A 26,613-nucleotide genomic window follows, 5' to 3' on the forward strand; every position below is an offset into this window, starting at 1 on the left:
GGGCGGGTTGCCACCGCGCAATTCAACTATAAGACGTTGTATACCGGATAAAAATGGGCCGCACGCTCAATTTTTGCGGCCCGTTTCATTTTCAGTTTGCCAAGGGCGTCTGGCTCAGTTGATCGAAGGCGGCGAAGGCTGGAGGGCTTGCCAGAATACGGCCATGGCCGAGCCCCCGGGTGCTCACCAGTCGGGTTCTGCCATCCTGGGCCGCGCGCAGGGAGTCGCCATGGGGAGCGAAGCGGTCTTCCTCATCGTGAACGATGAGGGCGGCGCCGCTGCGCCGGGCGAGCCGGCCAAGGGGGTCAACCGTGCTGAGCGGGTGCTGGTATTCGTGTTCTATCTCCTTGACCACCGCATCGAACAGCCGGATGGAGTAGCCGGAGCGCGCCACCATGCCGTAGAGCTGGGGCACGTAGTCGAGCACCGGGGAGATGAGCAGCAGCGGCAGCGTATCGATTGCCGGGTGACGGCTGCTGAGGGTGACGGCGCCCCCCATGCTGTGGGTGATGACGCCCTGGACGGGGCCGACCCGCTCGAGGATCTCGTCGAAAGCGCGCACGAAGCGGGGCAGGTGACCCCTGTTCCCTTCGCTCCGGCCGTGGGCGGGGTGATCGTAGGCGAGGGCCGTATAGCCCTGGGCGGCGATGTGGCTCATCAGCGGATAGAACTGGCTGGCACTGCCTGACCAGCCGTGCATCAGCAGCCAGACCGGCCCCTGCCCGAGCCGGTAGCTCATCAGGGTCCCTTCACTGGTGTGGATGGCCTGCTCGACCAGGCCAGCCGGGGCTGCGACGTCCCGGGTCGCCCGCTGCGGGGTGAGCAGCAGCTTGCTGGCGGTGCGCTTGGCGTGGGTGGGCGCGAGCACGTGATGCAGGCGGGTGCCGAGGCCCAGCAGCAACTTGCTCGGGCTGAAGCGGCGTGTGTTGAAGTAGATCTTGCTGCTCATGGTCATCCTGTGTCTTTTATGTGCGAACGGTCGTGCTTTTTTGCGACTTTTTAAAAAGAAGAGCCCGTCGGGTCAGCGCCAGCTGGCCAGCAGAGCGGTGACCTCCGGCCAGAAGTGGCGGGCCGGATCCTCGCTGAGCCCCAGGGCATGGAACACCTGATCCCCGAGATAGAGGCCATAAAGGCGATAGACGGCGCGCCAGGGGTCGAGATCGCTGCGCCACTCCCCTCTGGCCTGCCCCTGCACTACCTGGCGTGCCAGGTAGTCGAGCCAGAAACGGACCAGCTCGCGTGCCGCCTGCTGGACCTCACCCTCCTGGGCGGAGGTCCAGGCATCGAGGAACATGCAGCGGCCGGCAAAACTCTGGTTCCAGGCCAGCCAGGCCTGCAACAGGGCGAGCAGTTTCTCCTGCTGGGTGGCGTACCCCTGTTGGCGCACCGGTTGGATCACCCGCTCCCGAAATACCTCGGCGGAATGGGTGAGTACGGCGATCTGCAGGTTGTCACGGGACTGGAAGTGGGCGAACAGACCGCTTTTTGACATCTCGCAGGCCGTTGCGAGGGAACCTATGGTGAGGCTCTCAAGCCCCTGCTGGCTCGCCTGCTCGAATGCAGTCTGCAAAATGGTGTCGCGGGTCAGACGTCCCTTGCTCATCCGGCTCTCCTCTCTCTGGGCTGGCAGCATAAAGTACGACCGTGCTAATTGTCGAGCCGCAAATGGTGCAGGGAGGCCGTTTCCGGCTGCCGCGGGGGGCCAGAGAGTCTGCTGGGGGCGGTTGTGGCTGGCTCGATACAAGCCAGCCGGGGACGAGCTCAGTCGTCCTTGATGCCCATTTGCTGCAGGGCGATGACTGCCTGGGTGCGGTGCTTGACCCCGAGTTTGCGGAAGGCGGAGTGACATGGGCTCTGATGGTGGCAAGGGGCTCAACTGTCCTTGATATCCATCTGCTGGAGGGCGATGACCGCCTGGGTGGGGTTTTTGACCCCAAGTTTGCGGAAGGCGGAGTGATATGGGCTCTGATGGTGGCAAGGGGCTCAACTGTCCTTGATATCCATCTGCTGGAGGGCGATGACCGCCTGGGTGCGGTTCTTGACCCCGAGTTTGCGGAAAATCGCGGTGATATGGGCCTTGATGGTCGCCTCGGAAACGTTGAGCTCCCAGGCGATCTGTTTGTTGAGGCTGCCATCCCGCAACATGATGAGCACCTTGTATTGCTGGGGGGTGAGGCTGGCCAGCTTGGTGGCGAAATCGGGCCCTTCGCCGGGCTCGGGATGGAGGGAGATCCCCTCGGGCACCCAGTTGTCCCCCCCGATCACCGTATTGAGGGCGCTGACCAGCTCTTTCATGGGGGCGGACTTGGGAATGAAGCCGAGCGCGCCCAGGCGCAGCACCTGCTGGATGATGGCGGGATCCTCGGAGGCCGAGACCACGACGATGGGGAGATCCGGGTGATGTCCGCGCAGATAGGCCAGCCCTTCGAAGCCGTTGGCCCCCGGCATCTTGAGATCCAGCAGCAGCAGGTCGACGTCGGGATGTTCATCGAGCAGGTGGCTCAGGCTGTCGATGGAGTCAGCCTCCAGCAATCTGGCGTCGTCGATGGCCATGTGCACCGCTTGATAGAGGGCGCCCCGAAACAGGGGGTGGTCATCTGCGATGACGATGGTAAATTGGCTGTCCATAGCTCACATTGTTGCTAACTGATTGTTTTGAAAAATCAAACTAGCACTGCTACCCAAGTGGGTCAAACCCGCCAGTACGCAAATGTGAGGTGGTCATCGGATGTCGTGCCACGGGGCCGGCGGGATGGCCAGTAAACAACCCATGCAGGAGGCAATCGATGGGATCCCTGGTTTTGACGGTGGGCACGGGCTCCACCTGGGCAATGAGAACGGCGCTGGTGCTGGCCATGAGCGGGCTCAAGTGGCAGGAGCAGGTCTTCGATCTGGAAGATGCCAAGGAGCTGCAACGGCTCAAGCGCACGGCCCCCGCCGGCCTGGTGCCCTGGCTCGACGACGGTGAGCTGCGTATTCACGACTCTCTGGCCATCGCCGAATATCTCCACGAGTGTTGCCCGGAGCGCCACCTTTATCCGGTGGACAAGGCCGAACGGGCCCTGGCCCGCAGCCTGTGCGCCGAGCTGCACGCCGGTTTTCGTCAGATCCGCACCCTGCTGCCCTTCTTCCTGGGGGCGCCCACCCAGAGTGAACCGCCGGTGGAGGTCATCGACGAGCTGGCCCGGTTGCAGACTCTCTGGTCCCAGGCGCGGGGGCCCTTCTATTTCGACGAGGCGAGCATTCTGGATGCCTTCTATGCGGTGATGGCCTATCGACTGGCAAGCTATGGCATTTCGCTGCCCGGTCAGGCTGGCGCCTATCAGCAGGCCTTGCTGGCCTGGCCCCTGTGGCAGGAAACCCTGCTCAGGGCGAGGTTGCAGTGGCCAAAGGCGGCCCGCCAGTCTGATTGATGCGGGCGTCTGCAAGACAAAAAAGGGGAGCCATCGGCTCCCCTTTTTATTCAGGCCAGGTCGCTATTTCTGCCGACCCGCGAAGACCACGACCACTTTGTCTTCTCCTTTCTCCCGCACGAAGCCATAGGGGACATCGGAAATCTTCTTGTGGCTGCCCGCCGCGATGGCAGGGTGGGCGGCACGGAACTGGCCGAGCCGTTGCCAGTGCTTGACCAGCTCCGCCTTCTCGCCACTCGCCAGCTCCTGCCAGTTCATGTCCGAGCGCACGCTCTGATCGAACACGCCGCCATCCTTGGCCAGTCCCCGGCCGGACTCATCGCCATAGTAGATCTGGATGCCCCCCGGCAGCAGCATGAAGCTGTTGGCCACCCGCCGTTGCAGCGCCACGTCCTGATAGTCGCCGAAGAAGAGCTTGGTGTCGTGGGAGCTGATGTAGCTCAGCACGTTGAACTCGGGATCCTGGTTGATGCGGCTGGCGTAGCTCGCATAGGTGGGCTCTGCCCCCGCCATGCACTGGGCCTGGGGCAGGGCGAATTCACGCTGGTAGTCGAAGTTGATCAGGGAATCGAAGCCGTGCTGGTACCAGAAGTCCTTGGCGACCCCGTGATCCCACACCTCGCCCACCATGTAGAAGGGAAGGTCATCGAGGGCCTTGCCCGGGTTGGCGGCCTTCCACTCCTTGAGCGCGTCGGTGCCCGCCTGCTTGAGCCTGGCCCAGACCGCGGGCTCCAGGTGCTTGACGGTGTCGGCACGGAAGCCGTCGATGCCGAAGCGGCGCACCCAGTCGGTGTGCCAGGCAATGAGGTAATCGGTCACGGTGGCGTTGGGCAGGGCCTTGGCCCTGGTGTCTTTTTTGGCAGCGAGCAGCGGTGGCAGCCCCACCGATCTGGTGGATTCGGTCAGGAAGTCCGGCAATCCGGCCACCGAGCCGGTGACGTCGTCGGTGCCGGGTTGTGGGTAGCCGGGCAGACCTGCGCGCACCCAGTCAGGGCCCCACCACTTGTCCCAGTGGGATGACTGGTAGTCGATGAACTGGTTGTAGCCATGCCAGTTGAGGCCGCCGCTCGGGCGCCATTCGTTCCAGCGACTCGGCAGCTTGCCGGTGTTCTGGGTGAGATCGGTGAGCCCCAGATCCTGCAAGTCGGCGAGGGTGGCGTAGCCTGCGTGGTTCATCACCACGTCGAGGATGATCCGCATGCCGCGCTTGTGGGCCTCGTCCACCAGAGTTTTCAGGCTCTCTTCGTCGCCGTAGTTGGGGTCGATTTTGGTGAAGTCGAGCGCCCAGTAGCCGTGGTAGGCGTAGAAGGGGAAGTTCCCCTGTTCGCCACCGCCGATGAAGCCGTGGACCTGTTCCACCATGGGGGTGATCCAGATGGCGTTGATGCCGAGTTGCTTGATGTAGTCGAGCTTCTCGGTCAGCCCCTTGAAGTCACCGCCATGCCAGGTGGCCACTTCGTCCTGACCATCCTTCTGACGACCGAAGCTGTGATCATTGGCGGGATCGCCGTTGTGGAAGCGGTCGGTCAGCAGAAAATAGACGCTCGCCTGATCCCAGCTGAAGGGAGCAGGCTTGGCGGCCTTGACCGGTTCGAGCAGCAGCAGGCCGCCGCTCTCCTTGCTCGGTGTCAGGATGATTTTGCCGCCTTTGACCACGGCTTCCTGTCCCGAGTAGGCATCCCGCAACCGGGTGCCGTCGGGCCAGACTCCCTTGAGTGATGTCGTGACCGGGCCGCCATCCCAGCTGATGCAGGGCTCTTCCGGAGGCTGGCGTTTGAACTCGCTCTTTTTGGTTGCCCGCAACACCTTGAGGCTGGGGGTATCGGGGTTGAAGGTGAACTCGTAGTCCCCCGCCAGCATCACCCTCAGATTGAAGTCTGTCCCCTTGCTGCACTTGTCCATGGGCTGGGCGGTGCCGAAGGGAAGGGGCCTGGCCTCGGTTGGCCCGAAGCTGGTGCCGCAGCTGTTGCCCGCATCGCTGATGCGGATCTGGTGGCTCCCCTTGTCCAGTCTGTGGGTCAGGGTGACGGTGCCCTTGTCCAGCGTCAGCGCCTCGGCCACCGGTTTGCCATCCACATGGAGATAGACCTCGGGGGCCGCCATCGCCTGACCGATGAACAGCGGTGTGGCGAGCACGGCCAGCCACAGGGGTGATGGGCGAAGAGCGGGGCGCGAAGAGAGACGCATAAGCCATTCCTTGAGCAGAGTGTGAGGAGCAGGGTCCGTTGAGGCACTCATTCTAGGGCGCGCTGGGGCAGGCTTGGACCGGTAAAATACCGATTTGTGACGTCAGTTCAAATGGTTACGTTTTCAAGAATGGAAAAGTGTGAACTGGGTGTCGCGGCCATGAAAAAAGCCGGTCAGTTGACCGGCTTGTAGGCATTCGGGGTGGCGTCACACGGTGAAGAACTTGAAGTTGACGAAGGCCACCGCAATGAAGGAGGCAACCATGCCGCTGATGCAGAGCACCGCAGGGCGGATGGCAGGCCAGCGATGGGCCAGCAGCACGATGGCCAGCAGGGTCGGATAGAGGCCGAACATGTAGCGGGGCATGGCGTTGAGGCCGGTCATCAGGGGGATGGTGCAGCAGATGAACATCAGGGTCGCTTCGGCCCAGCGTTTCTGGCTGAACAGGTAGCCATTCAGGCACCAGCCGAAGATCACCATGATGGAGAGATAGGCCTTGCGCCCCCCCAGCTCGAAGCCGCTCAGCCACCAGTCCAGGGGGCTGTCCATATAGCGGCCCCAGGCCACCTGGATGTGCTTGAAGGCCAGGGCATCCCCGGTGAGGTGATAGAGATAGACCATGTAGGAGAAGAGGCCGAGGGGAATGAGCCAGAGGGTGAACACCACCTTGAAGGCCCGCTCGGTGAAGCGGAAGAACTCGCGCCAGCCGTAGGCCTGCAGGGCCAGGATCAACACCGGGAATACCATCATCACCCCCAGGTTGCGGGTGGCGGAGATGAAGATGCCGAGGAAGGCGACCATAAGCCACTGTTCGCGGTAGGCGAACAGGAACATTCCCAGCATCAAGGCCATGAACATGGGCTCGGTATAGCCGGAGACGAAATAGGCGGAGAAGGGGGAGAAGGCCAGCAGCCAGACCCCGAAGCGGGCGGTGTCGTCCCCCAGCTTGAGCTGGCGCAGCACCAGCAGCATCAGGGGCAGGCTGATGAAGAAGGCGATGTTGGCCACCAGCATCAGACCGATGAGGCTCTCCATGTCAAACAGGCTGGAGAGACCGCCGGCCAGCATGGGATAGAGGGGCATGAAGGCCCAGTTCGCCGCATTGCCCTTGCTCAGCCAGCGTGGATAGAGGTCGTAGCCATTCTCGATGATGCGCTGGAACCAGACGCAGTCGAACTGGCAGTAGGCTTGCAGCGGCCCGATGTCGGTGGCGCCATAGAGCTGGACGCCGAAATAGCCCATGCCATAGAGCGCCACCCGGCTCAGTACGAAGGCGGCGACGATCATCAGCCAGTCGCGGCCGCTGATGCGCAGTGACGGGCGATAGGGGAGTGCAGCCCCGGTTGACGGGGCGGTATTGGTCATATCATTCATCAGGCAAAAACCCAGATACGGGAGAGAACGTAGGTGAGCACGGTGACGGTCAGGGTAGCGATCACCACCGGCAACAGGCCGGAGAGACCGGCAAACAGCAAACCGCTCAGGATGAGATTACGCACCGCCAGAGAGAAGAGGGCAACCAGCAGGAACTTGCTGGCGGCACCTTGTTTCTGGAAGGTGATGTAGCGATGGCCGAAGAACGAGAACCAGAACGCCACGGCAAAGGCCAGGGTCGTGACCAGGTGCTCGGAGATGGCCGGCCAGGTATGAAACAGGGCGATGGAGGTACCCAGATCGACGAGGGTGGCCCCCCCGCCGACAAAACCGAAGCGAACCAGCCGCCAGAATTCCTCGCGGGAGATCATTGAGACGCCTGCTCCTGCTGATCATCAGCGGCTTTCGCGGCGGCCTTCTTGCCAGCGCCCTTCTTGCTGGTGGTGGGCACTTCCTGCTTCTGCTCTTCATCCTGCTTGGCGTACTGGCCGTAGACCCCTTCGATGAGGTAGACGGGGCGCTGTTTCACCTCGACGAACATGCGGCCGATGTACTCGCCGATGATGCCCAGCGACAGCAGCTGGATGCCGCCGAGGAACAGCATGACCGACATCAGGGAGGCGTAACCGGGCACGTCGATACCGAAGAAGAGCACCTGGGTGATGATCTTGAGGATATAGAGGAAGGCGATGAAGGAGACACCGACCCCGATGTAGCTCCACACCCGCAGCGGCCAGCTGGAGAAGCTCATCAGGCCGTCAAGGGCGAAGTTCCACAGCTTCCAGTAGTTGAACTTGGTTTCGCCGGCATGGCGGGCCGGGCGCTCGTAGGGAACGCCGACGGCGCGAAAACCGGCCCAGGCGAACAGCCCCTTCATGAAGCGGTTGCGCTCCGGCAACTGCTTGATGGCCTCGACCACCTTGCGATCGATGAGGCGGAAGTCACCGGCGTTCTCCGGCAGCTTGGTGCTGGTGGAGAGGGCGTTGAAGAAGCGGTAGAAGCCACCGGCGGTCAGGCGTTTCATCGGGGTATCGGCGCTGCGATCCACCCGGATGCCGTAGACGGTGTCATAGTCGCCGGTCTGCCACAGCTTGACGAACTCCAGAATGAGAGAGGGGGGATCCTGCAGGTCCACGTCCATGGGGACGATGGCGTCGCCCTTGGCCTGGTGCAGGCCTGCGGTCATGGCCGCTTCCTTGCCGAAGTTGCGGGCCAGGTTGACCAGGGTCACACGGGGATCCCGGGTGATGGCCTGCTCGACCACCTCACGGGTGCGGTCACGGCTGCCATCGTTGACGAACACGATTTCAAGCTGGTCTTTGAGCGGGGCCAGTTCGGTATCTATCGCGCTGATGAAGGCGTCTATGCTCTCTTCCTCGTTGTAAACGGGAACGACCAGAGAGAGTCGAAAATCGGCACGGGACATGGGAACTTCCTTATTGAAAGAATTATTTTACGGAACAGATACTTGGGGCATTCCGCTTCACTGAGCCACGGTCAGTCGCACGGACTGGACGTTGAGCGGTGTCGGGGCGGAGAGCGCCAGGAAGTTGGGACGCTTGGGATCGGCGGTCAGGGAGTCGCCCGGCAGGCTGAGGCGGATCTCGTTGATGCCCGCCTTGGCCAGCTTGACCGTGGTGGTGAAATCATGACCCAGCGCCACCTTGAGCAGGGCGCCAGCCTGGGGGCTGTTGATCCTGGCCTGGATGGTGAGCTGCTCCGGCTGGGCCTGCTGCTTGGGCAGCACGAAATAGAGACCGCCCTGACCGCTCAGCTCGGTGCCTTGCTCGCTGGGCTTCTTGGCCCAGCCTTCGCTTGAGAGGAAGCGGCTCGGCTTGGTCAGGTTGAGTTCGTTGCCGGGCTGGTAGGTCATGCTGGAGTTGTGCTCCCAGAAACGGGTCTTGCCTTCCAGGTAATAGAGCTTGTAAGCCAGGCTCACGTTGGGGTGAGCGGCCAGATAGAGGGTATAAAGGTAGAAACCGCTCAGTGCCAGGATGGCAGCCAGAAAACTGAACTTTTTGTAGGTCATATTACTCACTCGACGCCCGACAGATTGATAGGCAGATTTCGCGCATATGCTAATCCAATTGCAAAAAAAGCATAGTGGATCACAAAAATATATTTGCTCACATATTAACCCTCAATCACCCTGCTTACCAAGGGGCTTTGGGGTCGTTTGCTTCCTCTTCTTGATTGTGGCTTTTTCGGCGCCAACCTGTCTGCCGCCACCTGGGGCGCATCAGGCAAACGGCTGATATTGTGCTTTGTTGTGGCAGGATCTGTCGCCATTTCACCCAGGCAGAATTAAGATGGCCTGTCCCGTCGTCAAGGATGACCCATGAGACTCTTCTCTCTCTCTGTGCTCTGCTGTCTGCCCCTCCAACCGTTGTGGGCGCAATCGTTCTGCTCCTCCCCCCTTCGCGTCGGTTTCGATGACTGGCCCCCATACCACTATTACCAGCAAGAGGGAGCACGTCGGGAACTGCGTGGATTTGCGGTCGACTACCTCAATGCCGTGTCGAATCGGCTGGGGTGTCGTCTGGTCTATGTGGAGCGTCCCTGGAAGCGGGGGTTGCACGATCTTGAGCTGGGTCGGCTGGACATCGTGATGGAGGCGTATTTTGCTGATGAGAGGGCGCGTTATGCCTGGTTCTCCATCCCCTACAACCCGGGCCGGACATCGCTCTGGGTACGCAAATCCAGTGCCGGTGAGGAGTCGGATCTGGCGAGCTGGCTGGCCCACGGACATCGCCTCGGTGTGACCAGGGACTACTATTACGGCCCGGAAATCACCAAGGTTCTGCAGCGATACCGCAACCAGGTGAGCGAGGTCAACGATGTGCAAAACTATCGCAAGCTGCTGCTTGGGCGGATAGACGGTTTTCTCGGGGATAGTCTGGCCACGCCCTGGGGTCTGAAGAGAGAGGGGCTGTCGGACGCGGTCGTCCCCCACACCATGGCGATCCATGAGACGCCCACCTTTTTCATGTTGAGCAAGAAGACCCTGTCCGGGGAATTCGTAGCGCGGTTCAACGAGGCGATAGTGGCCGTCGGTGACAGCGGGGAGCAGGAACTCATCTGGCGTCGTTACACCTCCGTCCGCTAGCAAAGTCGCCAGCATTCACGCATCATGGGGACCTGACCGTCGCGCCTGACAGGCCGCAATGAACCGATTTGAGGCAAGCGTGGTAAGAAGCATGGGTAAGAAGTATTGGTTGGCATTGGCGAATCTCATCTGGCTGGGCTGCTGGCCGGCCAGCATGGTTCATGCCAGCACGGAACAGGCGGTAGTGGCCAGTCCCAGCATCCAGCATGACTGGTATCAGAACGAGGTGGCCGAGCAGGCTCGTCATGAGCTTGAACAGCAGTTGCAGGAAGCGGTGTTGGCCCAGCTGCATCCGGATTTCTACCGCCTCTGGCAGCAGTTGCAAAAGACCCCGGCGGATCGGCGCGGTGCCCTCTACGATGAGGCCTTTGGCAAGCTGGCCCGGTTCCAGCAGGCCTGGCGAGGGATGGATCTGGTCGCGCGCGAACAGATGCAGACCCTCAAGCTGGATCTGAACCGCCCCCTGGTCCATGCTCCCCAGGGAGACAATCTGCTGGAGCAGGTCAGGCAACTCAGGCCACAGGTGGCGGAATACGACGCCGTGCGCGAAGAAGTGCGCAAGCTGCTGGCCATGCCCATGGCCAAGCACTGGCCCACCCTCTCCATGCCGACCCTGAGGGCGGGGGAGAGCTCGACCGAGCTCGGCCAGATCCGCTCCATCCTGAACGAACTGGGGGACAGTGCCCCGACTCACCAGGACAGCCTCTACGATCCCGAGACCGAACAGGCCATCAAGCAGTTCCAGCGCCGCCACGGCCTGACCGCCGACGGCATCATCGGCCGTCAGACCCGCAGCTGGCTCAATACCGGCCCCGAGGTGCGCGCCAGCCTGCTGGTACGCAACCTGTGGCGCCGTGATCTGGTGGATCACCTTGCCGGTCGCTATGTGCTGGTCAACATTCCGGACTACCGCCTGAGCGTGGTGGAGTCGGGCAGCGAGGTCTTCACCAGTCGGGTCATCGTCGGCAAGGAGCAGCGGGCCACCCCCATCCTCGCCAGCGAGATCCGCTCCATCGTGCTGAACCCGGCCTGGCACGTGCCGCGCTCCATCCTGAGCAAGGACATTCTGCCCAAGCTCGGGCGCGATCCTGCCTACCTGGATCGCGAACAGTTCGAGGTGATCGACGGCGAGGGCAATCCGGTGCAGTTCAGCGAAGATGGCTGGCACCATGCGCTGGCCTCGGGTTTCCCTTACCGGTTGCGGCAAAAGCCGGGGGATCACAATGCCCTGGGTCGCTACAAGTTCTATCTGCCCAACAACGATGCCATCTATCTCCACTCCACCCCGCGCAAGGCGCTGTTCGAGCAGGGGGCCCGTGCCTTCAGCTCGGGTTGCATCCGGGTGGAACACGCCGACGATCTGGCGGAGTTGCTGCTGGCGGACTCCCGCTATCAGCCGGACAAGGTGGCCAGCATCCTGAAAGAGACCCAGACCAAGTGGCTGCCCCTGAGCAACCCTATCCCGGTGTTTACCGTCTACTGGAGCAGCTGGATTGATGAAGAGGGACGTCAGCAACTGCGCAACGATATCTACGGATTCGACAGAGTCAGCTATCAAAGCCGCTTGCTGTGATCCTCGCCACAGAGTGAAAAGCCCGGCCCGTGCCGGGCTTTTTCATGGGTGAATGGGGTTTGACAGCGCTTTTTCTGGCAGGTAGTTTCGGCCCTTGTATCAAATTCATTCACCTGTGTGACTTCACCATGAGATGGACGGACAACGGATGCTGGGACAAGAGATAAGCCGACGCCGTCTGCTGCTGGGGGCGGGTTGCTTGATGGGGACCAGCCTGCTGTCGTTCCCTGCGCTGGCGAGCCGCAGCACTTCGGGACGGGAACTGAGTTTCTTCAACCTCAATACCGGCGAGCGGGTACGCGCCAGTTATTGGGAAGATGGCCACTATCTGAGCGACGGGCTGGCGGAGCTCAACCATATTTTCCGTGACTACCGTCGCAACGAAGTGTTCAACATCGACAGAAAGCTGTTCGATCAGCTCTTTCTGCTGCAACACAAGCTGGGACGCCACGGCGAAATCCAGCTCATCTCGGGTTATCGCTCCCCGGCCACCAATCAGCAGAAGCGGCGCAAGAGTCGCGGCGTCGCCAAGCACAGCTACCACACCCTGGGGCAGGCGGTTGACGTGCGCATCCCCGGCGTGCAGCTGGCGCACCTGCGCAAGGCCGCCCTGAACCTCAAGGTGGGCGGTGTGGGTTATTACCCTTCCGACAACTTCGTGCACTTGGACACGGGTCCCGTTCGCAGCTGGTGAGTCGGGATCGTCTCAAGAGTTGAGTGCCGATTGTATCTTTTTGCCGCTGGCATTGAGGGGGACCAAGCTGCTAGGCTCTGGACTCCAGCCAGAGGAGAGAAAGATGAAGCAGATTGTGATCGGGGGGCTCATCGCCCTGTTGTTGACTGGTTGCGGCAAGCTCAACCGCGAGAGCTACGACAAGCTGAAAGTCGGGATGAGCTATGCCGAAGCGAGTGCCATCCTCGGCAAGGCCGAGCGTTGCGACGATGCTCTCGGCACCACGAGCTGTGTCTGGGGAGGGGAAGGCAAGAATATCAAGGTGCGTTTCATCGCCGACAAGGCGACCTTCTTCAGCTCGGAAGGGATCAACTGACCCTTTCCTCTCTTGCCGATGCCCAACAAAAAAGCGCCGTATGGCGCTTTTTTGTTGCTCGTTATCCGTGCAATATGGCCAGGAACTGGCGCGATCAATGGGTGGCGTACTGATAGTTGAAGGTGGGCAGTCCCCACTTGAAGCGTACCGCCAGGAGCCGCAGCACGAAGCCGGTGCCTATGGCACCGAAAGCGGCCCAGTCGTTGGGCAGCCCATGGTGCAGCGCAAAGCAGTAGAGCGCGGCGGTGATCAGCGAGACGGCAGCATAGAGCTCGCGCTTGAACACCAGCGGGATACGCTGGCACAGCAAGTCCCGCAGTACCCCCCCGAACACGCCGGTCACCACGGCCATGATGCAGGCGATGCCGGCCCCGTGGCCCATCTCGAGCGCCCGGGCAGCCCCGAAGATGGAGAAGACCACGAGCCCCAGGGCATCAAGCGCCAGGAACAGCTTGCCAAGGTAGCGCATCAGCGGGGCCGAGATGACCCCGGCCATGGCGGCGCCCGCCACCAGCAGCACGTATTCGGGGTGCTCGACCCAGAGCAGGGGATAGTGGCCCAGCAGCACATCCCGAATGGTACCGCCACCGATGGCCGTCGCCGAGGCGATGATCACGACGCCAAACAGATCCATCCGTCGCCGACCCGCTGCCAGCGCGCCAGTCATCCCTTCGGCCACCAGGCCGAGCAAGAAGAGTGCATGTAACATGAGATATCCCAGGGTGCGAGAAAGGCCCGCATCCTAACAACCCTGCGCTGGGGCGACAAGCTATCTTAGTTATGCATTAGATTAAGTAATGAAAAGGGGGCTTTCGCCCCCTCTTTTGATCATGATGACGCGGTTCAGCGTCCAAGTTGCTCGCTGCGGTATTGGTCTACCCACATGGCGGTGGCGCCACAGATGGCCACCGGCATCACGAAGAGATTCACCACCGGGATGGCGGAGAAGAGGGTCACCAGGGCGCCGAAGCTCAGGCACTTTCCACGACGTTGCTTGAGGGCGTCGCGCATGGTGATGAAGCCGATCTTGTGGTTGTCGAACGGATAATCGACATACTGGATCGCCATCATCCAGGCGCTGAGCAGGAACCAGAGCACGGGTGCCAGGGTCTGGCCCACTACCGGGATCAGGAAGAGGATCAGGCAGCCGATGGCCTTGGGCAGATAGTATTTCAGCTTGGTCCATTCGCGGCCGAAAGTACGGGGCACATCTTTCACCACATCCAGCATGCCGGTGTCATTCATGGCTTCACCGGTGAGGATCTGTTCCACCTTCTCTGCCAGCAGGCCGTTGAAAGGGGCCGCTATCCAGTTGGCCACCGAACTGAAGATGAAGGAGAAGACCACCAGTATGGTGATGAGGGCGATGGGCCAGAGCAGGTAATCAAGCCAGGAGAGCCAGCTCGGGATCTGCTGGTGCAGCCAGGCGAACAGGCCGTCCAGTTGTAGCAACAGGGCGTAGAAGGCACCGGCAAAGAGCACAAAGTTGACCAGCAGGGGGATCAGCACGAAGGTGCGGATGCCGGGCTGGCGGATGAGTGAGAAGCCGCGCAGGAAGTAGTCTGCACCGCTGACCGAATCTTTGACCATGTGGGGTGATTGGCTCATGTGAGCTCCATCAGTGAATGGGGAAAGTGCCAGCATATTACAAACAAGCCTTTGATTTGGTAAAGTCGCCTGCCCGCCTCCTCTTTATTTCGTTACCCACATAGGCCGCCATGCGTCTGAAATTGATCAAACTCGCCGGTTTCAAGTCGTTTGTCGAGCCGACCCGCATCGAACTCAACGCCGACATGACTGCCGTGGTGGGCCCCAACGGCTGCGGCAAATCCAACGTCATCGACGCCGTGCGCTGGGTGCTGGGGGAGAGCTCCGCCCGCCATCTGCGCGGCGAGAACATGACCGACGTCATCTTCAACGGCTCCATCAACCGCAGCGCCCATGGCCGCGCCTCGGTGGAGCTGGTGTTCGACAATCCCCACAACCGGGTACCCGGCGAGTTCGGCCGCTTTACCGAGATCTCGGTGCGCCGCGAAGTGCTGCGCGACGGCTCCAATCACTACCAGATCAACGGCCAGAAGTGCCGCCGCAAGGATGTGACCGATCTTTTCCTCGGCACCGGCCTTGGGCCTCGCAGTTACGCCATCATCGAACAGGGCACCGTCAGCCGGCTGGTGGAGTCCCGCCCCGCCGATCTCAAGCTGTTCATGGAAGAGGCCGCCGGGGTCTCCCGCTACAAGGAGCGGCGCCGCGAGACCGAGCAGCGCATCCGCCATACCCAGGAGAACCTGGAACGTCTCGGCGATATCCGTAGCGAACTGGGCTCGCGCCTCGAACATCTCAAGGCCCAGGCCGAGACCGCCGAGCGCTACAAGCAGCTCAAGAGTCGATCACGTGCCGCTCGTGCGGAGCTGATCGGCTCGGAACTGTGGGCGCTGGAGACACGTCTTGGCGAAGCCAAGACCGAACTGGCCCAGACCGAGCAGGCGCTGGCGGCACTCGATGCCAAGCGCACCGCCGACGAGGGGCGTCACGTCACCCTGTCGGTGGCCCGCCAGGAGGCGCAGGCCGAGCAGGCGAGCCGCCAGCAGCAGATTTTCCTCGGCGGGCAAGCCATCGCCCGCCTCGAGCAGCAGCAACTGCACCAGAGCGAGCTTGGCCGCGACTGGCAGGCGAGGCGGCAGTCCCTCGGCGAGCGTATCGACGGCCTCAAGGCCCAGCTGGCCGGCCAGCTGGAACAGCTGAGCGACAGCACGTTGCAGGGGGAGGTGGCGTCGGCGCGCCTCGAGCAGTGTGAGCAGTTGCTTACCGACCAGCAGAGCGTGCGGGCGGCAGCGGGCGATCGGCTCGAGCAGGCGCGCCAGCGTCAGCAGCAGTGGCAGAAGCAGCTGGGCCAGTTGCAGGGGCGGCTCAACCAGACCCGCGCCGAGGTGAATGGCCTGCAGGAGCTGCAGGCCAAGACCCGGCTTGCCCGCCTCAAGCTGGAAGACGAACAGGCCGGGCCCCTTGGCGGGGAGGGGGAGAACCTGCAACCGGCCCTCGATGCCCTGGCGGCGGAACTCTCGCTCTCCCGCGCCCGCCATGAGGAAGCCGATGCGGCGTGGCAGGCCGGTGTGTCGCGCCATGAAGCACTCAAGGCAGAGCAGGGTCGCCAGCAGGGCCTGCTGCGCGAGCTGGAGGCGCGCCTCGCCACCCTGGATCAGATCCTGGGGGAGCAGATGGCGGGCGCCACCCTGGCGGATCGGCTGCAGGTGCCCCCCGAGTGGGCCCGGGGGCTGGACAAGGTGCTCGGCCGCTGGCTCACCGCAATCCCGGCGGACGAGTGCAACCTGGCGCAACCCGGACTCTGGATTGGCCCGGCTCAGCCAGCCAGGGCCGGTACCCTGGCGGCGCAACTGGGGGGCGAGCACATTCCGGCTTTCCTCAATGCCATCTGGCTGGCAGAGAGCAGGGAGGAGGCGCTGTCCCGCCTGCACAGCCTCTCTGCCGGTGAGTCGCTGCTCACTCCCGCCGGCGACTGGTTCGGCCCCAACTGGGCGGATCTGGGGGAGGGCATGGCCCTCGGTACGCTGGCGCTGCTCGGGGAGCGTGAGCGGCTGCACACCGAGCTGGCCGCGGGCCGGGAGGCGCTGCACAGACTCGACGAGCAGCTTGTCGCCGCCGATGCAGCGCGGGCCCAGCAGCATGGAGCGCATGAGCTGGCTCAGCGCACCCTGCGCGAGCAGGAGCAGCGGTGGCAACAACTGCGCGAAGCCTGGAGTCTGCGCGAGGGGCAGCGCCAGGAGCGCTTGCAGCGCCTGGGCCAGCTGGGGGAAGAGCTGGCCCGGCTCGATAAAGAGCAGGCTGAGGAGGCGCAGCGGCTGGCGTCGGCCGGGGAGCGGCTTGAGCAGGATGAAGCGGCCCTTGGCGAGCAGCAGGAGCAGGGGGAGGTACTCGCCGAGGCGCTGCTGCTTGCCCAGGAGCAGGTAAGCGGGGCGGAGCGGGCGCTGGAAGAGGCGCGCCTTCGCCGGGAGCAGCAGCAGGCGGCCTGCCAGCGGTTGCAACTGGAGCAGCAGAACCAGCGCCAGCTCATCACGCTGCGCGAGCAGGAGCTGGCCCGTCTCGGCCTGGAGCTGGCGGAACTCAAGGAGCCAGGGGCCGCTCCGAGTCAGGATCTGTCGCCCCTGCTGGTCGAGCAGCGCAATCTTGAGGCGCAGCAACTGGCCTGTCACCAACGGCTCGCAGAGCTGGATCGTCAGCTGACCGAGCTGGAGCAGGCCAGAAGCACCGATCACAAGCAACTGGTGAAAATTCAGGAGAAGCTGGCGACCCTGCGGCTCGAGCGCGAGCGCAACCTGACGCGCAGGCAGGGACTGCACGAGCAGTTCGAAGAGCTGGGCGTGCGCCTGGTGGACCTCGATCAGGCGGTGCTGATTGCCGCTGATCGCGGCAAGCTGCGCCAGGAGATCCAGACGCTGGAGGCGCAGGTGGAGGCGCTTGGCGCCATCAACCTGGCGGCACTGGAGGAGTATGAGGAGGCGAAAACCCGTTCAAGCTACCTGGAAAATCAGTGCCAGGATCTGGAGCAGGCCCTCGACACCTTGAGCCAAGCCATTAAAAGAATTGATAAAGAAACACAAATACGCTTCCGCGACACTTTCGATAAGGTCAATGAAGATTTAAAATCCCTGTTCCCAAAAGTGTTCGGGGGGGGCAGTGCCTGGCTTGAGCTGACCTCGGATGATCTTTTGGAGGCCGGAGTGAGCATCATGGCAAGACCTCCGGGCAAGAAGAATGCTACCATTGCCCTGCTTTCCGGGGGGGAGAAGGCGTTAACCGCCCTTGCGCTGGTTTTCGCCATCTTCAGACTCAATCCAGCACCATTTTGTCTGCTGGATGAGGTGGATGCACCGCTCGATGAAGTGAACGTCGGTCGCTTCTGTTCTCTTGTCAAAGAGATGTCGAGCACAGTACAGTTCGTTTACATCAGTCATAATAAGGTCTCCATGGAGATGGCCGAGCAGCTGGTTGGCGTCACGATGCAAGAGCCCGGGGTTTCGCGCATAGTGTCGGTCGATATCGGTGAAGCCGTCGCTTTGGCTGAGCAAAACTAGAAAGAGAAGCAGCTAATGCAGGAATTGCGTTACATCTTGGTTGCCCTGGGCGGTATTGCCATCGCGGCATTGCTCATTCACGGGTTGTGGAGCAACAGAAAGAATCGTCAGGCACCGATCAAGGAGAAACCCCTGGGTCGGATGGAGTCCAAGTCCCGTGAGCGTGACAACGACGCCTTCGACAGCGATGGCATCGGTCAGGTGCGTGTGGTGAGCGGTGGCCGTCGTGCCGAGCCCAAACTGCGCAGCGACGAGGCCCGTCAGCCCGAACCCCGCCGTGTCGCCCCCGTTCCCGCCTTCGATGATGAAGATGACGACGCCGATCTGCCGCCTCCCGTGGTGCGCAAGCCTGCCGCTCGCCCTGTCCCCCCTCAGCCTGTGTATGAGGAAGAAGAGGACTATGACGAGCCGGTTGCCGCCCCTGTTGAAGAGGCCCCTGCCGCGCCGGTGCGCAAACCTGCCCAGGTGATCCGCCGTACCCCGGTACACCGTTCCCGTCCGCAGCGCGAGCCCATGATGCAGCCGCTGGACGAAGAGCCGCTGGTGGAGCCGGCCTATGCCCAGGCGCCGACCTTCGGTGCACGCGAGCCGGCACCGGTTGCCCAGCAGGCTCCCCGCTACGCCCAGCCGGCTTATGAAGAGCCCGCCTACGATGACGAGCCGGTCTACGAAGAGCCGATCCGCGCGGTCGAGCCTGAGCCTGCTCCCGCCCCGGTCGAGAAGATCTGGCAGGATGTCTATGTCATCAACCTGATGGCGCGTCCCGGCCACGATCTGCAAGGGGCGACCCTGCTCTCCTCCCTGCTGGCGCTTGGCTTCAAGTTTGGCGAGATGGACATCTTCCACCGCCACGAGGATCTCGGCGGCAAGGGCGAAGTGCTCTTCTCCATGATCAACATGGTCAAGCCGGGCACCTTCAACCCGTACCGGATGGAGCAGTTCAGCACCCCGGGTGTGTCCCTCTTCATGCAGCTGCCCTTGCGCAGCAACGCGGCCTTCGCGTTCGAGCACATGTTGCAGGCCGCGGATCAGCTGGCGAGCGATCTCGATGCCATGCTGACCGACGCCTCGCGCAGCCCGCTGAGTGACGACGACATCGCCCGCTATCGCCACGAGCTGGCGGCCTACGAGGCCAGCCGCGACTGATGCGCTCCTGGCGTTGACCATGAAAAGTGCGGTACCCCGGTGCCGCATTTTTATTTGTGCCCCAGACTGAATGTTCCATCACACTTCGAGACTCTTCCATGAGCGATACCCTCTCCCGCCACCGTCAACTGTGTGAACTGCTCACCGACTATGGCTACCAGTACTATGTGCTGGACAAGCCCACTGTACCGGACGCCGAATACGATCGTCTGATGCGTGAACTGCTTGATATCGAGAAACAGCAACCTTCGTTACGAACTCCTTCTTCTCCAAGTCAACGTGTTGGAAGTGCACCTTTGCCTGAGTTCCGGCAAGTGACACATGAAGTTCCTATGCTCAGTTTGGATAATGTCTTTAATAATGAAGACCTTGATGATTTTGTTCATCGTATTGAAGGGCGCTTAAAGTCGACTAGTACTTTGAAGTTTTGTTGTGAGCCAAAGCTGGATGGACTTGCAGTTAGCTTGCTGTATGAAAACGGAATATTAGTTCAAGCCGCAACTCGTGGTGATGGCCGAGTTGGGGAGAATATTACTGACAATGTTCGAACTATTAGATCTGTCCCCCTGGCTCTTCAGGGTAAGGATTGGCCTGTACGTTTGGAGGTTCGTGGCGAAGCCTTCATGAGAAAGAAGGATTTTGTTGATCTGAACGAACGAGCATCAGCGTCAGGTGAGAAAGTTTTTGTCAATCCACGTAATGCTGCTGCAGGGAGTCTGAGGCAATTGGACTCTCGAATTACAGCCAACCGCCGTTTGAGTTTTTATGCCTACGGCGTCGGAGTTGGGGGCGACGCCCTAGGGGATTCCCACTACGGTCGCCTGATGCAGCTCAAGGCCTGGGGCCTGCCGCTCAGCTCCGAGGTGAAGCTGAAAGAGGGCGCCGCCGGTTGCCAAGCTTTCCATGACGACATCCTGGCCCGCCGTGGCGAGCTCCCCTACGAGATCGACGGCGTGGTCTACAAGGTGGACGACATTGCCCTGCAAGGGGAGCTCGGCTTCGTGGCCCGCGCCCCGCGCTGGGCCACCGCCCACAAGTTCCCGGCGGAGGAGGAGATGACCCTGCTCGAGAACGTCGAGTTCCAGGTCGGCCGCACCGGCGCCGTGACCCCGGTCGCCAAGCTCAAACCCGTGTTCGTCGGCGGCGTCACCGTCTCCAACGCCACCTTGCACAATGCGGACGAGATCGCGCGCCTCGGCGTCATGGTCGGCGACACCGTGATCGTGCGCCGGGCGGGGGACGTGATCCCGCAGATCGTGGCCGTGGTGGAGGCCCAGCGCCCGGCGGATGCCCGGGAAATCCTGTTCCCGACCCAGTGCCCGGTGTGTGGCTCCGCGGTGGAGCGGCTGGAAGGGGAGGCGGTGGCCCGCTGCTCCGGCGGCCTGTTCTGCGAGGCGCAGCGCAAGGAGGCGATCAAGCACTTCGCCGCCCGCCGCGCCATGGACGTGGACGGTCTCGGCGACAAGATCGTCGAGCAGCTGGTGGACAAGGGGCTGGTGAAGACCCCGGCGGATCTGTTCAGCCTCAACGCCATCCAGCTGGCCGGTCTCGAGCGGATGGGGCAAAAATCGGCCCTCAACCTGGTGGCCGCCATCGATGCCGCCCGCAGCACCACCCTGCCCCGCTTCCTGTTTGCCCTGGGGATCCGCGAAGTAGGGGAGGCGACCGCCTTGAACCTTGCCAACCACTTCCTCACCCTGGATGCCCTGCGCGCAGCCTCGGTGGAGCAGTTGCTGGAAGTGCCTGACGTGGGAGACATAGTGGCCAAGCACGTCTACTACTTCCTGCGCCAGCCCCACAACATCGAGGTGCTGGAGGCCCTGCTGGCCGCCGGCATCCACTGGCCGGCCATCGAGAAGAAGGAGGCAAGCGATCAACCTTTTGCCGGCAAGACCTTCGTGCTGACTGGCACCCTCACCGCCTTGTCCCGCAACGACGCCAAAGCGGCGCTGCAGGCCCTGGGGGCCAAGGTGGCGGGCTCGGTGTCGGCCAAGACCGACGTGCTGGTAGCGGGGGAGGCGGCAGGCTCCAAGCTCGCCAAGGCCCAGGAGCTGGGGATCACCATCTGGACCGAAGCCGAGTTGCAGGCGGCCATTCAGCCCTGAGGATGCACGTTTGAGCAGACAAACCCGGCCCACTGGCCGGGTTTGTCGTTGGTGGGCTCACTCGATGTAGCTCACCTTGTCCTGCCAGGCATCGGGAGCCGTCAGGTGCCAGCGTGCCAGTTCGCTCTTGCTGAACAGATATTCCCCGCGGGATGCGGCGCGGGGGGAGAGGGCGCCGGGCGCCGTGCCCGAGAGGATGGCATTGGCCAGTTCGGCGGCTCTCTCTCCCTGGCTGTGGCCGTCGAGCACCAGACCGCCGATGGCGGCTCCCCTGCCCACTGCAAAGGCCCAGAAGCAGAACAGTGGCACCGGACTGTTGGCGCTGGTCCATGCCAGTACCTGTTGCTCGCTTACATGCTGGCCCTGAGCGTCGGTGAGAGTGTGGTAGAGGCCGAGGAAGAGCGCCTGATAGCCATTTTCCCGGCTGGCGAGCACTGCCTCCTGCCAGCGTCCGTAGTCGGTGAACTGGCGGCTGCTGACCCGGGTCTGGCCGATCGTCAGCTCGCCTCGCCCCTTGAACTCGTGGGCGACGGCGGTGCGGGACACCTCGCTTTCGTCAAACAGCACCAGGGCACGCTCCAGCCCTCCCATCAACTGACTCATCTCGCTGATGCTGCGCTTGAGCAGGGGGCGTTCCAGTACGCCGGTGATCAGGGGGTGGCCGACCAGCCCCTTGGAGCGCGGATTCTCGTTCATCCCGAGAAACACCATGGGCGTTCCCCGGGCGGCGATGGGTCGGGCGAGGGCGTTGATGGCGTTGTCATCCCCCAGGATCACCTGCGCCGGCTGATGGGTCCGGTAGGCGGCCATTCCCTTGGCGAGCAGTTCGTCACGGGTCTGGCCGGGCTGGCGCTTGGTGTCCAGATAGAGATAGCCGAGGTTATGCGCCTGCTTGAGGTGTTTCTCGAGGCCGGCACTGTAGCTCTGATCCCACTGGTTGCTTTGGTGATAGCTGCTGATCACCAGGATCTCGGCGGCCAGCAGCGGGAGGGAGAGGAGAGAGAGCAGGAGCAAGACCTTGGTCACGTGTGTTTTCCGCAAGGGACAGACTGTTCCCCAGTATGTGCTCTCCCGCTCTCTGGCGCCTCGGTCAATTGTTGTCGGAAGGCGTGCCCCTCTCTTTTTATCCCTTGCCGGGCGGGAGCCCGCATCCCGTCTGGGATGTACAGAGATAGTCTCTTTTGGCGCTGGTCGTGAACTGCCCCACTCCTTCCAAAACCTGTTCTGGATCAAGAAACAGGGTACCGCTTTGGTGCCTAATAGACCCCACATATAGGGTTAATCATAAAAAAAATACCCATATATAGTGTTATAAAGCTGTGCATAAGTGGTCACCCTCTCAGTGTCAGCCCAGGTGTTTCAAGCCTTGGCTGACCTTGTTTGCGCCGGGGACGGGCGTGGAGAAGGGGACTCAACGAGGGTGAGCCGAGGGTGGCCACCAGGTCTTTCAATACGGGGAAAATCGATGAAACCGGTAGTGATCAAACGCGATGGATGTCGTGCACCATTCAATGGCCAACTGATCCGCGATGCGGTCAGCCGGGCGGCGGCCGCGGTCAATCAGGCCAGTCCGGCGCTGGCAGAGCGCATTGCCGCCGCTGTCAGCCAGGAGCTGGAGGGGCGAGGGGAGGTAGACATCCACGAGATCCAGAACCGGGTCGAGAACCACCTGATGGCCTCCGACGACAAGGCCATCGCCCGTGCCTACATCGAATACCGTCACGACCGTGATCAGGCCCGCGAGGCCCGGGGTCGCCTGGCCCAGGAGATCCGCGGCCTGGTGGAGCAGACCAACGCGGCCCTGCTCAACGAGAACGCCAACAAGGACTCCAAGGTGATCCCGACCCAGCGTGACCTGCTGGCGGGCATCGTCGCCAAGCATTACGCCATCAGTCACATGCTGCCCCGTGACGTGGTGCAGGCCCACGAGAGCGGCGACCTGCACTTCCACGATCTCGACTACTCCCCCTTCTTCCCCATGTTCAACTGCATGCTGATCGATCTGCAGGGGATGCTGACCCACGGCTTCAAGATGGGCAACGCGGAGATAGACACCCCAAAATCCATCAGCACCGCCACCGCGGTGACCGCCCAGATCATCGCCCAGGTGGCGAGCCATATCTATGGCGGCACCACCATCAACCGCATCGATGAAGTGCTGGCACCCTATGTGACCATCAGCTGGCACAAGCACCGGGAGGTGGCCGAGGAGTGGGGGATCCAGGATGTGGACGCCTACGCCATGGCTCGCACCGAGAAGGAGTGCCACGACGCCTTCCAGTCCCTCGAATACGAGGTCAATACCCTGCACACCGCCAACGGTCAGACGCCGTTCGTCACCTTCGGCTTTGGCCTGGGGGACAGTTGGGAATCGCGCCTCATCCAGCGCGCCATCCTAGGCAACCGCATCGCCGGCCTTGGCAAGAACAGGAAGACCGCCGTCTTCCCGAAACTGGTGTTCGCCATCAAGGATGGCCTGAACCACAAGCAGGGGGATCCCAACTACGACATCAAGCAGCTGGCGCTGGAGTGCGCCTCCAAGCGGATGTACCCGGACATCCTCAACCACGACCAGGTGGTCAAAGTGACCGGCTCCTTCAAGACCCCCATGGGGTGCCGCTCCTTCCTCGGTGCCTTTGAAGAGAATGGCGAGCTGGTCCACGAGGGGCGCAACAACTTGGGGGTCGTGAGCCTCAACCTGCCGCGCATTGCCCTGAAATCCCGCGATGAAGCGGACTTCTGGGACAAACTGGATGCCGCCCTGCGAGTGGCCAAGACAGCGCTCATGTACCGCATCAAGCGCCTGGACGGGGTCAAGGCCCGGGTCGCACCCATCCTCTACATGGAGGGGGCCTGCGGTGTGCGCCTCAAGGCCGATGACAACATCAGCGAGATCTTCAAACATGGCCGCGCCTCCATTTCGCTGGGTTACATCGGGGTACACGAGACCATCAACGCCCTCTATGGCACCGACGTCCACCTGTTCGACAGCGAGACCCTGCGCCAGAAGGCCATCGCCATCATCGCGCGGCTCAAGGCGGCCACCGACGAGTGGAAGGAGGAGACCGGCTACGGCTTCAGCCTCTACTCCACCCCGAGCGAGAACCTCTGCACCCGTTTCTGCCGCATCGATGCCAAGGAGTTTGGCGTGGTGGCCGGGGTGACCGACAAGGGCTACTACACCAACAGCTTCCACCTGGACGTGGAGAAGCAGGTGAACCCCTACGACAAGTTGGACTTCGAGGCGCCCTATCCGCCCATCGCCAGCGGCGGCTTCATCTGCTACGGCGAGTACCCCAACATCCAGCACAACCTGGAGGCGCTGGAGAACGTCTGGGACTACAGCTATGACAAGGTGCCCTATTACGGGACCAACACCCCCATCGACGAGTGCTACGACTGCGGCTTCACCGGCGAGTTCGAGTGCACCTCCAAGGGCTTCACCTGCCCGCGCTGCGGCAACCATGACCCGGCCAAGGTGTCGGTGACCCGCCGGGTGTGCGGCTATCTCGGCAGCCCGGATGCGCGCCCCTTCAACGCGGGCAAGCAGGAAGAGGTCAAACGCCGGGTCAAGCATATGTAAGCGAGCAGACCCCACCCCAGCCCTCCCCTTGGCAGGGGAGGGGGCAAAGAAGCTCCTCCCCCTTTCGAAGGGGGAGGTTGGGAGGGGGTTGGCCGTTAACCCAGAGAACTCGAATGCACTACCACCAGTACTACCCGGTCGATGTGATCAACGGCCCCGGCACCCGCGCCACCCTGTTCGTGTCGGGTTGCGAGCACCAGTGCCCCGGTTGCTACAACCAGAGCACCTGGCGGCTCGATGGGGGCAAGCCGTTCGATGAGGCGATGAGCGATCGCATCATTCACGATCTCAACGACAGCCGCATCAAGCGGCGCGGACTGTCGCTCTCCGGCGGCGATCCGCTCCACCCCGCCAACGTGCCGCATGTGCTGGCGCTGGTGAAGCGGGTGCGAACCGAGTGCCCCGGCAAGGACATCTGGTGCTGGACCGGCTATCTGCTGGCCGATCTCAGCCCGGCCCAGCGGGAGCTGGTGGCCTTGCTGGACGTGCTGGTGGATGGCAGGTTCGAGAAGGCCCTGGCGGATCCCGGTCTGCTCTGGCGCGGCAGCAGCAACCAGATGGTTCACGACCTCAACGCCTGGCGGAAAGGAGGAGAGCGGATCCCCTGTCTGGTTTGCAGTTGAGGCCTTGGGTGTTTATGGTTAGGCCAACCCCAAGCGCTGTTTACACGAGGAATCCCGATGAACAATCTGCTCAAGATCCTGCTGGCCATCTTTCTCCCCCCGGTCTGCGCCTTTATCCAGGTAGGCTTCAGCCTCCATTTCCTCATCAACATAGTGCTGACCCTGCTGGGCGGTCTGCCCGGCATGGTTCATGCCCTCTGGCTGGTGGTAAGCGACAAGCGCGCCTGAGCCGTGAGAGATCACAAGGCCAGCCCTCCGGGGTTGGCTTTTTTTTTTGCCTGCCAGATGGGGGCTTCCCGGATGAGCCCCTTTGCCTGACACTGGCGCGTCGCTCATGGAGTCGAGCGATACAACGAAGAGGGAATGTCAGTGCGTGTGAAAGGGTTGTTGCTGTGGGCCGCCCTGGCCCTGCTCGGGGGCTGTGCCAGCCCCACCGCCAAGCTGAATCGGCCTCCGGTGGATGTCACCTGGGAAACGCTGCCCGAATACTGGGTGTTGGTGGGGGATGCCATCAGGTTTAACCCGGTCGGGGGGCTGCCGGCGAAGAGGCCGGTCAAGGGGTATGTGACCCTTCGCTACCTCATCGATTCCAATGGCACGTTGTTCAGCCCAGAGGTACTGGAGTCCCAGCCGCCCGGCGTGCTGGATCTCATCGCCATCTCCGGGCTGGCGCAGCTGCGCTACCGGCCATCGGAGCAGAATCAGCAAGCCATTCCGGCTCGGGTTGTGGCCCGATTCGAAGTGGAAGTGAAATGACAAACACCCCGGCCAGGCCGCAATGCTGTTCACTTAAGCGGAGCCGCATTGCGATTTACCGGAAAACGGGTCTTTGATATCTTCACCGCCCTGGGTCTCGATGGCCTGGGGCGTTTTTCTATGAACATGACGCCTATGCAGCCCCGCAACTCCGCCAACCTCCGTGGCGTATGGGCTGGCGATAACGCGCCCGCCATCACTGCCATCTGGTTCGCGATGAACTGACAGGCAAACTTAAAGCTCACCTCATTGGGCGCTCGCTGATGGGCTACGGCGGCCTGGCTGGCCTCCCGCCTGACCAGATTGTATCCAAGCAGCAATCCCCACAGCTCCTGATAGACCAAGTTCACTTTCTTGCTTCTCAGCGTGATGGCGTTGTGCTGCATCGCGCTTTTGATATCCCGGTATCCCAGCTCGATTTCCCAGCGCTCGTGGTACAGGGTCGCCACCTGAGCTGCACTGAATCGCGCCACGGGCAGGGAGGTAAAGACCGTTTTCTCCTTGCCTGCCACCTCATAGGTCACTGCGCGAACTTGCCAGTGTGTCGGCAACGCCGGGTTTTTCTTGCTAGCCTGAGGCGAGACCGTCATTTGCAACAGACGGTC

Annotated in this window: 23 protein-coding genes and 2 pseudogenes; 12 read left to right on the plus strand and 13 right to left on the minus strand. The window is 62.2% G+C overall.

Features of this window, described 5'->3' with window-relative positions:
- Positions 1-91: 91 nt before the first annotated feature.
- The 4 genes and pseudogenes from J9893_RS17015 to J9893_RS17025 all read right to left on the minus strand — a co-directional run bounded on the left by J9893_RS17015 (position 92) and on the right by J9893_RS17025 (position 2,628).
- The gene (locus J9893_RS17015) at positions 92-949 is read right to left on the minus strand and encodes an alpha/beta fold hydrolase (RefSeq protein WP_210601677.1); all 858 of its coding nucleotides are present in this window, start codon (positions 947-949) and stop codon (positions 92-94) included.
- A gap of 72 nt (positions 950-1,021) precedes the next feature.
- Positions 1,022-1,603: a TetR/AcrR family transcriptional regulator gene (locus J9893_RS17020; RefSeq protein ID WP_039039448.1), complete on the minus strand. Its 582-nt coding sequence runs from the start codon at positions 1,601-1,603 to the stop codon at positions 1,022-1,024.
- 269 nt (positions 1,604-1,872) lie between these two features.
- Positions 1,873-1,953 (minus strand): annotated as a pseudogene (locus J9893_RS22090) (DNA-binding response regulator); the annotation flags it as partial.
- 30 nt (positions 1,954-1,983) lie between these two features.
- Positions 1,984-2,628 (minus strand): response regulator transcription factor, encoded by a 645-nt coding sequence (locus tag J9893_RS17025; protein WP_124813397.1) that lies wholly within the window; start codon positions 2,626-2,628, stop codon positions 1,984-1,986.
- Positions 2,629-2,786: 158 nt separating this feature from the next.
- Between J9893_RS17025 and J9893_RS17030 the strand changes: the two genes are divergently transcribed.
- Complete coding sequence (locus J9893_RS17030; protein WP_010673436.1) at positions 2,787-3,413, plus strand: glutathione S-transferase; 627 nt, start codon at positions 2,787-2,789, stop codon at positions 3,411-3,413.
- Between the two features lie 63 nt (positions 3,414-3,476).
- Here J9893_RS17030 and J9893_RS17035 read toward each other — a convergent pair whose 3' ends face one another.
- From J9893_RS17035 to J9893_RS17055, 5 genes are all read right to left on the minus strand, one after another.
- The gene (locus tag J9893_RS17035; RefSeq protein WP_210601676.1) at positions 3,477-5,600 is read right to left on the minus strand and encodes an alpha-amylase; all 2,124 of its coding nucleotides are present in this window, start codon (positions 5,598-5,600) and stop codon (positions 3,477-3,479) included.
- 207 nt (positions 5,601-5,807) lie between these two features.
- On the minus strand, positions 5,808-6,974 hold the full coding sequence (locus J9893_RS17040; RefSeq protein ID WP_029313951.1) for a membrane protein: 1,167 nt from the start codon (positions 6,972-6,974) through the stop codon (positions 5,808-5,810).
- The gene (locus J9893_RS17045; RefSeq protein ID WP_010673439.1) at positions 6,974-7,345 is read right to left on the minus strand and encodes a GtrA family protein; all 372 of its coding nucleotides are present in this window, start codon (positions 7,343-7,345) and stop codon (positions 6,974-6,976) included. Before J9893_RS17045 ends, J9893_RS17040 begins: the two co-directional genes overlap by 1 nt.
- Positions 7,342-8,400, minus strand: a complete 1,059-nt coding sequence (locus J9893_RS17050) for a glycosyltransferase family 2 protein (protein WP_161470570.1) — start codon at positions 8,398-8,400, stop codon at positions 7,342-7,344. The genes J9893_RS17045 and J9893_RS17050 overlap by 4 nt, the downstream gene beginning before the upstream one ends.
- Before the next feature lie 57 nt (positions 8,401-8,457).
- Positions 8,458-9,003, minus strand: coding sequence for a hypothetical protein (locus tag J9893_RS17055; protein ID WP_210601675.1), 546 nt, complete (start codon positions 9,001-9,003; stop codon positions 8,458-8,460).
- 309 nt (positions 9,004-9,312) lie between these two features.
- On the opposite strand from J9893_RS17055, the gene J9893_RS17060 reads away from it, so the two are divergent.
- From J9893_RS17060 to J9893_RS17075, 4 genes are all read left to right on the plus strand, one after another.
- On the plus strand, positions 9,313-10,080 hold the full coding sequence (locus J9893_RS17060) for a transporter substrate-binding domain-containing protein (RefSeq protein ID WP_210601674.1): 768 nt from the start codon (positions 9,313-9,315) through the stop codon (positions 10,078-10,080).
- Positions 10,081-10,171: 91 nt separating this feature from the next.
- Complete coding sequence (locus tag J9893_RS17065; RefSeq protein WP_049636288.1) at positions 10,172-11,653, plus strand: L,D-transpeptidase family protein; 1,482 nt, start codon at positions 10,172-10,174, stop codon at positions 11,651-11,653.
- 148 nt (positions 11,654-11,801) lie between these two features.
- Entirely contained in the window at positions 11,802-12,347 is a 546-nt protein-coding gene (locus J9893_RS17070; RefSeq protein ID WP_039039271.1) for a DUF882 domain-containing protein, read from the plus strand.
- A 103-nt stretch (positions 12,348-12,450) separates the two neighbouring features.
- Positions 12,451-12,702, plus strand: coding sequence for a hypothetical protein (locus J9893_RS17075; protein ID WP_010673445.1), 252 nt, complete (start codon positions 12,451-12,453; stop codon positions 12,700-12,702).
- A 94-nt stretch (positions 12,703-12,796) separates the two neighbouring features.
- On the opposite strand, the gene J9893_RS17080 is transcribed toward J9893_RS17075, so the two are convergent.
- Both J9893_RS17080 and cysZ read right to left on the minus strand, forming a co-directional pair.
- Positions 12,797-13,411, minus strand: a complete 615-nt coding sequence (locus J9893_RS17080; RefSeq protein WP_210601673.1) for a trimeric intracellular cation channel family protein — start codon at positions 13,409-13,411, stop codon at positions 12,797-12,799.
- 134 nt (positions 13,412-13,545) lie between these two features.
- Positions 13,546-14,310, minus strand: a complete 765-nt coding sequence (gene cysZ / locus J9893_RS17085; protein WP_010673447.1) for a sulfate transporter CysZ — start codon at positions 14,308-14,310, stop codon at positions 13,546-13,548.
- A gap of 110 nt (positions 14,311-14,420) precedes the next feature.
- Between cysZ and J9893_RS17090 the strand changes: the two genes are divergently transcribed.
- The 3 genes from J9893_RS17090 (at position 14,421) to ligA (ending at position 21,046) form a co-directional block, all read left to right on the plus strand.
- Positions 14,421-17,795 carry an AAA family ATPase gene (locus tag J9893_RS17090; protein ID WP_210601672.1) on the plus strand — a complete coding sequence of 1,125 codons (3,375 nt, stop codon included), beginning with the start codon at positions 14,421-14,423 and terminating at the stop codon, positions 17,793-17,795.
- A gap of 15 nt (positions 17,796-17,810) precedes the next feature.
- Positions 17,811-18,941 (plus strand): cell division protein ZipA, encoded by a 1,131-nt coding sequence (gene zipA / locus J9893_RS17095; RefSeq protein WP_210601671.1) that lies wholly within the window; start codon positions 17,811-17,813, stop codon positions 18,939-18,941.
- A gap of 98 nt (positions 18,942-19,039) precedes the next feature.
- Complete coding sequence (gene ligA, locus J9893_RS17100; RefSeq protein ID WP_210601670.1) at positions 19,040-21,046, plus strand: NAD-dependent DNA ligase LigA; 2,007 nt, start codon at positions 19,040-19,042, stop codon at positions 21,044-21,046.
- Between the two features lie 57 nt (positions 21,047-21,103).
- Here ligA and J9893_RS17105 read toward each other — a convergent pair whose 3' ends face one another.
- Positions 21,104-22,072 carry a hypothetical protein gene (locus J9893_RS17105; protein ID WP_210601669.1) on the minus strand — a complete coding sequence of 323 codons (969 nt, stop codon included), beginning with the start codon at positions 22,070-22,072 and terminating at the stop codon, positions 21,104-21,106.
- Between the two features lie 439 nt (positions 22,073-22,511).
- Between J9893_RS17105 and nrdD the strand changes: the two genes are divergently transcribed.
- The 4 genes from nrdD (at position 22,512) to J9893_RS17125 (ending at position 26,008) form a co-directional block, all read left to right on the plus strand.
- Positions 22,512-24,629: an anaerobic ribonucleoside-triphosphate reductase gene (gene nrdD, locus J9893_RS17110; RefSeq protein ID WP_010673452.1), complete on the plus strand. Its 2,118-nt coding sequence runs from the start codon at positions 22,512-22,514 to the stop codon at positions 24,627-24,629.
- A 113-nt stretch (positions 24,630-24,742) separates the two neighbouring features.
- Positions 24,743-25,252 carry an anaerobic ribonucleoside-triphosphate reductase-activating protein gene (gene nrdG, locus J9893_RS17115; RefSeq protein ID WP_048208156.1) on the plus strand — a complete coding sequence of 170 codons (510 nt, stop codon included), beginning with the start codon at positions 24,743-24,745 and terminating at the stop codon, positions 25,250-25,252.
- A gap of 57 nt (positions 25,253-25,309) precedes the next feature.
- Entirely contained in the window at positions 25,310-25,480 is a 171-nt protein-coding gene (locus tag J9893_RS17120) for a YqaE/Pmp3 family membrane protein (protein ID WP_010673454.1), read from the plus strand.
- A 135-nt stretch (positions 25,481-25,615) separates the two neighbouring features.
- A complete protein-coding gene (locus J9893_RS17125) occupies positions 25,616-26,008 on the plus strand; it encodes an energy transducer TonB (protein ID WP_246875623.1) in 393 nt (130 codons plus the stop codon).
- 29 nt (positions 26,009-26,037) lie between these two features.
- Here J9893_RS17125 and J9893_RS17130 read toward each other — a convergent pair.
- Positions 26,038-26,613: pseudogene (locus J9893_RS17130) on the minus strand (IS4-like element ISAeme15 family transposase); the annotation flags it as partial.

It is taken from the genome of Aeromonas sp. MaB10011B (assembly GCF_017939325.1).
In the GTDB taxonomy this organism is placed as follows: domain Bacteria; phylum Pseudomonadota; class Gammaproteobacteria; order Enterobacterales; family Aeromonadaceae; genus Aeromonas; species Aeromonas caviae.

Coding starts and splice junctions, on each gene's coding strand:
- J9893_RS17015 (WP_210601677.1), bottom strand. CDS start 949: ATGAGCAGCAAGATCTACTTCAACACACGCCGCTTCAGCCCGAGCAAG.
- J9893_RS17020 (WP_039039448.1), bottom strand. CDS start 1,603: ATGAGCAAGGGACGTCTGACCCGCGACACCATTTTGCAGACTGCATTC.
- J9893_RS17025 (WP_124813397.1), bottom strand. CDS start 2,628: ATGGACAGCCAATTTACCATCGTCATCGCAGATGACCACCCCCTGTTT.
- J9893_RS17030 (WP_010673436.1), top strand. CDS start 2,787: ATGGGATCCCTGGTTTTGACGGTGGGCACGGGCTCCACCTGGGCAATG.
- J9893_RS17035 (WP_210601676.1), bottom strand. CDS start 5,600: ATGCGTCTCTCTTCGCGCCCCGCTCTTCGCCCATCACCCCTGTGGCTG.
- J9893_RS17040 (WP_029313951.1), bottom strand. CDS start 6,974: ATGAATGATATGACCAATACCGCCCCGTCAACCGGGGCTGCACTCCCC.
- J9893_RS17045 (WP_010673439.1), bottom strand. CDS start 7,345: ATGATCTCCCGCGAGGAATTCTGGCGGCTGGTTCGCTTCGGTTTTGTC.
- J9893_RS17050 (WP_161470570.1), bottom strand. CDS start 8,400: ATGTCCCGTGCCGATTTTCGACTCTCTCTGGTCGTTCCCGTTTACAAC.
- J9893_RS17055 (WP_210601675.1), bottom strand. CDS start 9,003: ATGACCTACAAAAAGTTCAGTTTTCTGGCTGCCATCCTGGCACTGAGC.
- J9893_RS17060 (WP_210601674.1), top strand. CDS start 9,313: ATGAGACTCTTCTCTCTCTCTGTGCTCTGCTGTCTGCCCCTCCAACCG.
- J9893_RS17065 (WP_049636288.1), top strand. CDS start 10,172: ATGGGTAAGAAGTATTGGTTGGCATTGGCGAATCTCATCTGGCTGGGC.
- J9893_RS17070 (WP_039039271.1), top strand. CDS start 11,802: ATGCTGGGACAAGAGATAAGCCGACGCCGTCTGCTGCTGGGGGCGGGT.
- J9893_RS17075 (WP_010673445.1), top strand. CDS start 12,451: ATGAAGCAGATTGTGATCGGGGGGCTCATCGCCCTGTTGTTGACTGGT.
- J9893_RS17080 (WP_210601673.1), bottom strand. CDS start 13,411: ATGTTACATGCACTCTTCTTGCTCGGCCTGGTGGCCGAAGGGATGACT.
- cysZ (WP_010673447.1), bottom strand. CDS start 14,310: ATGAGCCAATCACCCCACATGGTCAAAGATTCGGTCAGCGGTGCAGAC.
- J9893_RS17090 (WP_210601672.1), top strand. CDS start 14,421: ATGCGTCTGAAATTGATCAAACTCGCCGGTTTCAAGTCGTTTGTCGAG.
- zipA (WP_210601671.1), top strand. CDS start 17,811: ATGCAGGAATTGCGTTACATCTTGGTTGCCCTGGGCGGTATTGCCATC.
- ligA (WP_210601670.1), top strand. CDS start 19,040: ATGAGCGATACCCTCTCCCGCCACCGTCAACTGTGTGAACTGCTCACC.
- nrdD (WP_010673452.1), top strand. CDS start 22,512: ATGAAACCGGTAGTGATCAAACGCGATGGATGTCGTGCACCATTCAAT.
- nrdG (WP_048208156.1), top strand. CDS start 24,743: ATGCACTACCACCAGTACTACCCGGTCGATGTGATCAACGGCCCCGGC.
- J9893_RS17120 (WP_010673454.1), top strand. CDS start 25,310: ATGAACAATCTGCTCAAGATCCTGCTGGCCATCTTTCTCCCCCCGGTC.
- J9893_RS17125 (WP_246875623.1), top strand. CDS start 25,616: ATGTCAGTGCGTGTGAAAGGGTTGTTGCTGTGGGCCGCCCTGGCCCTG.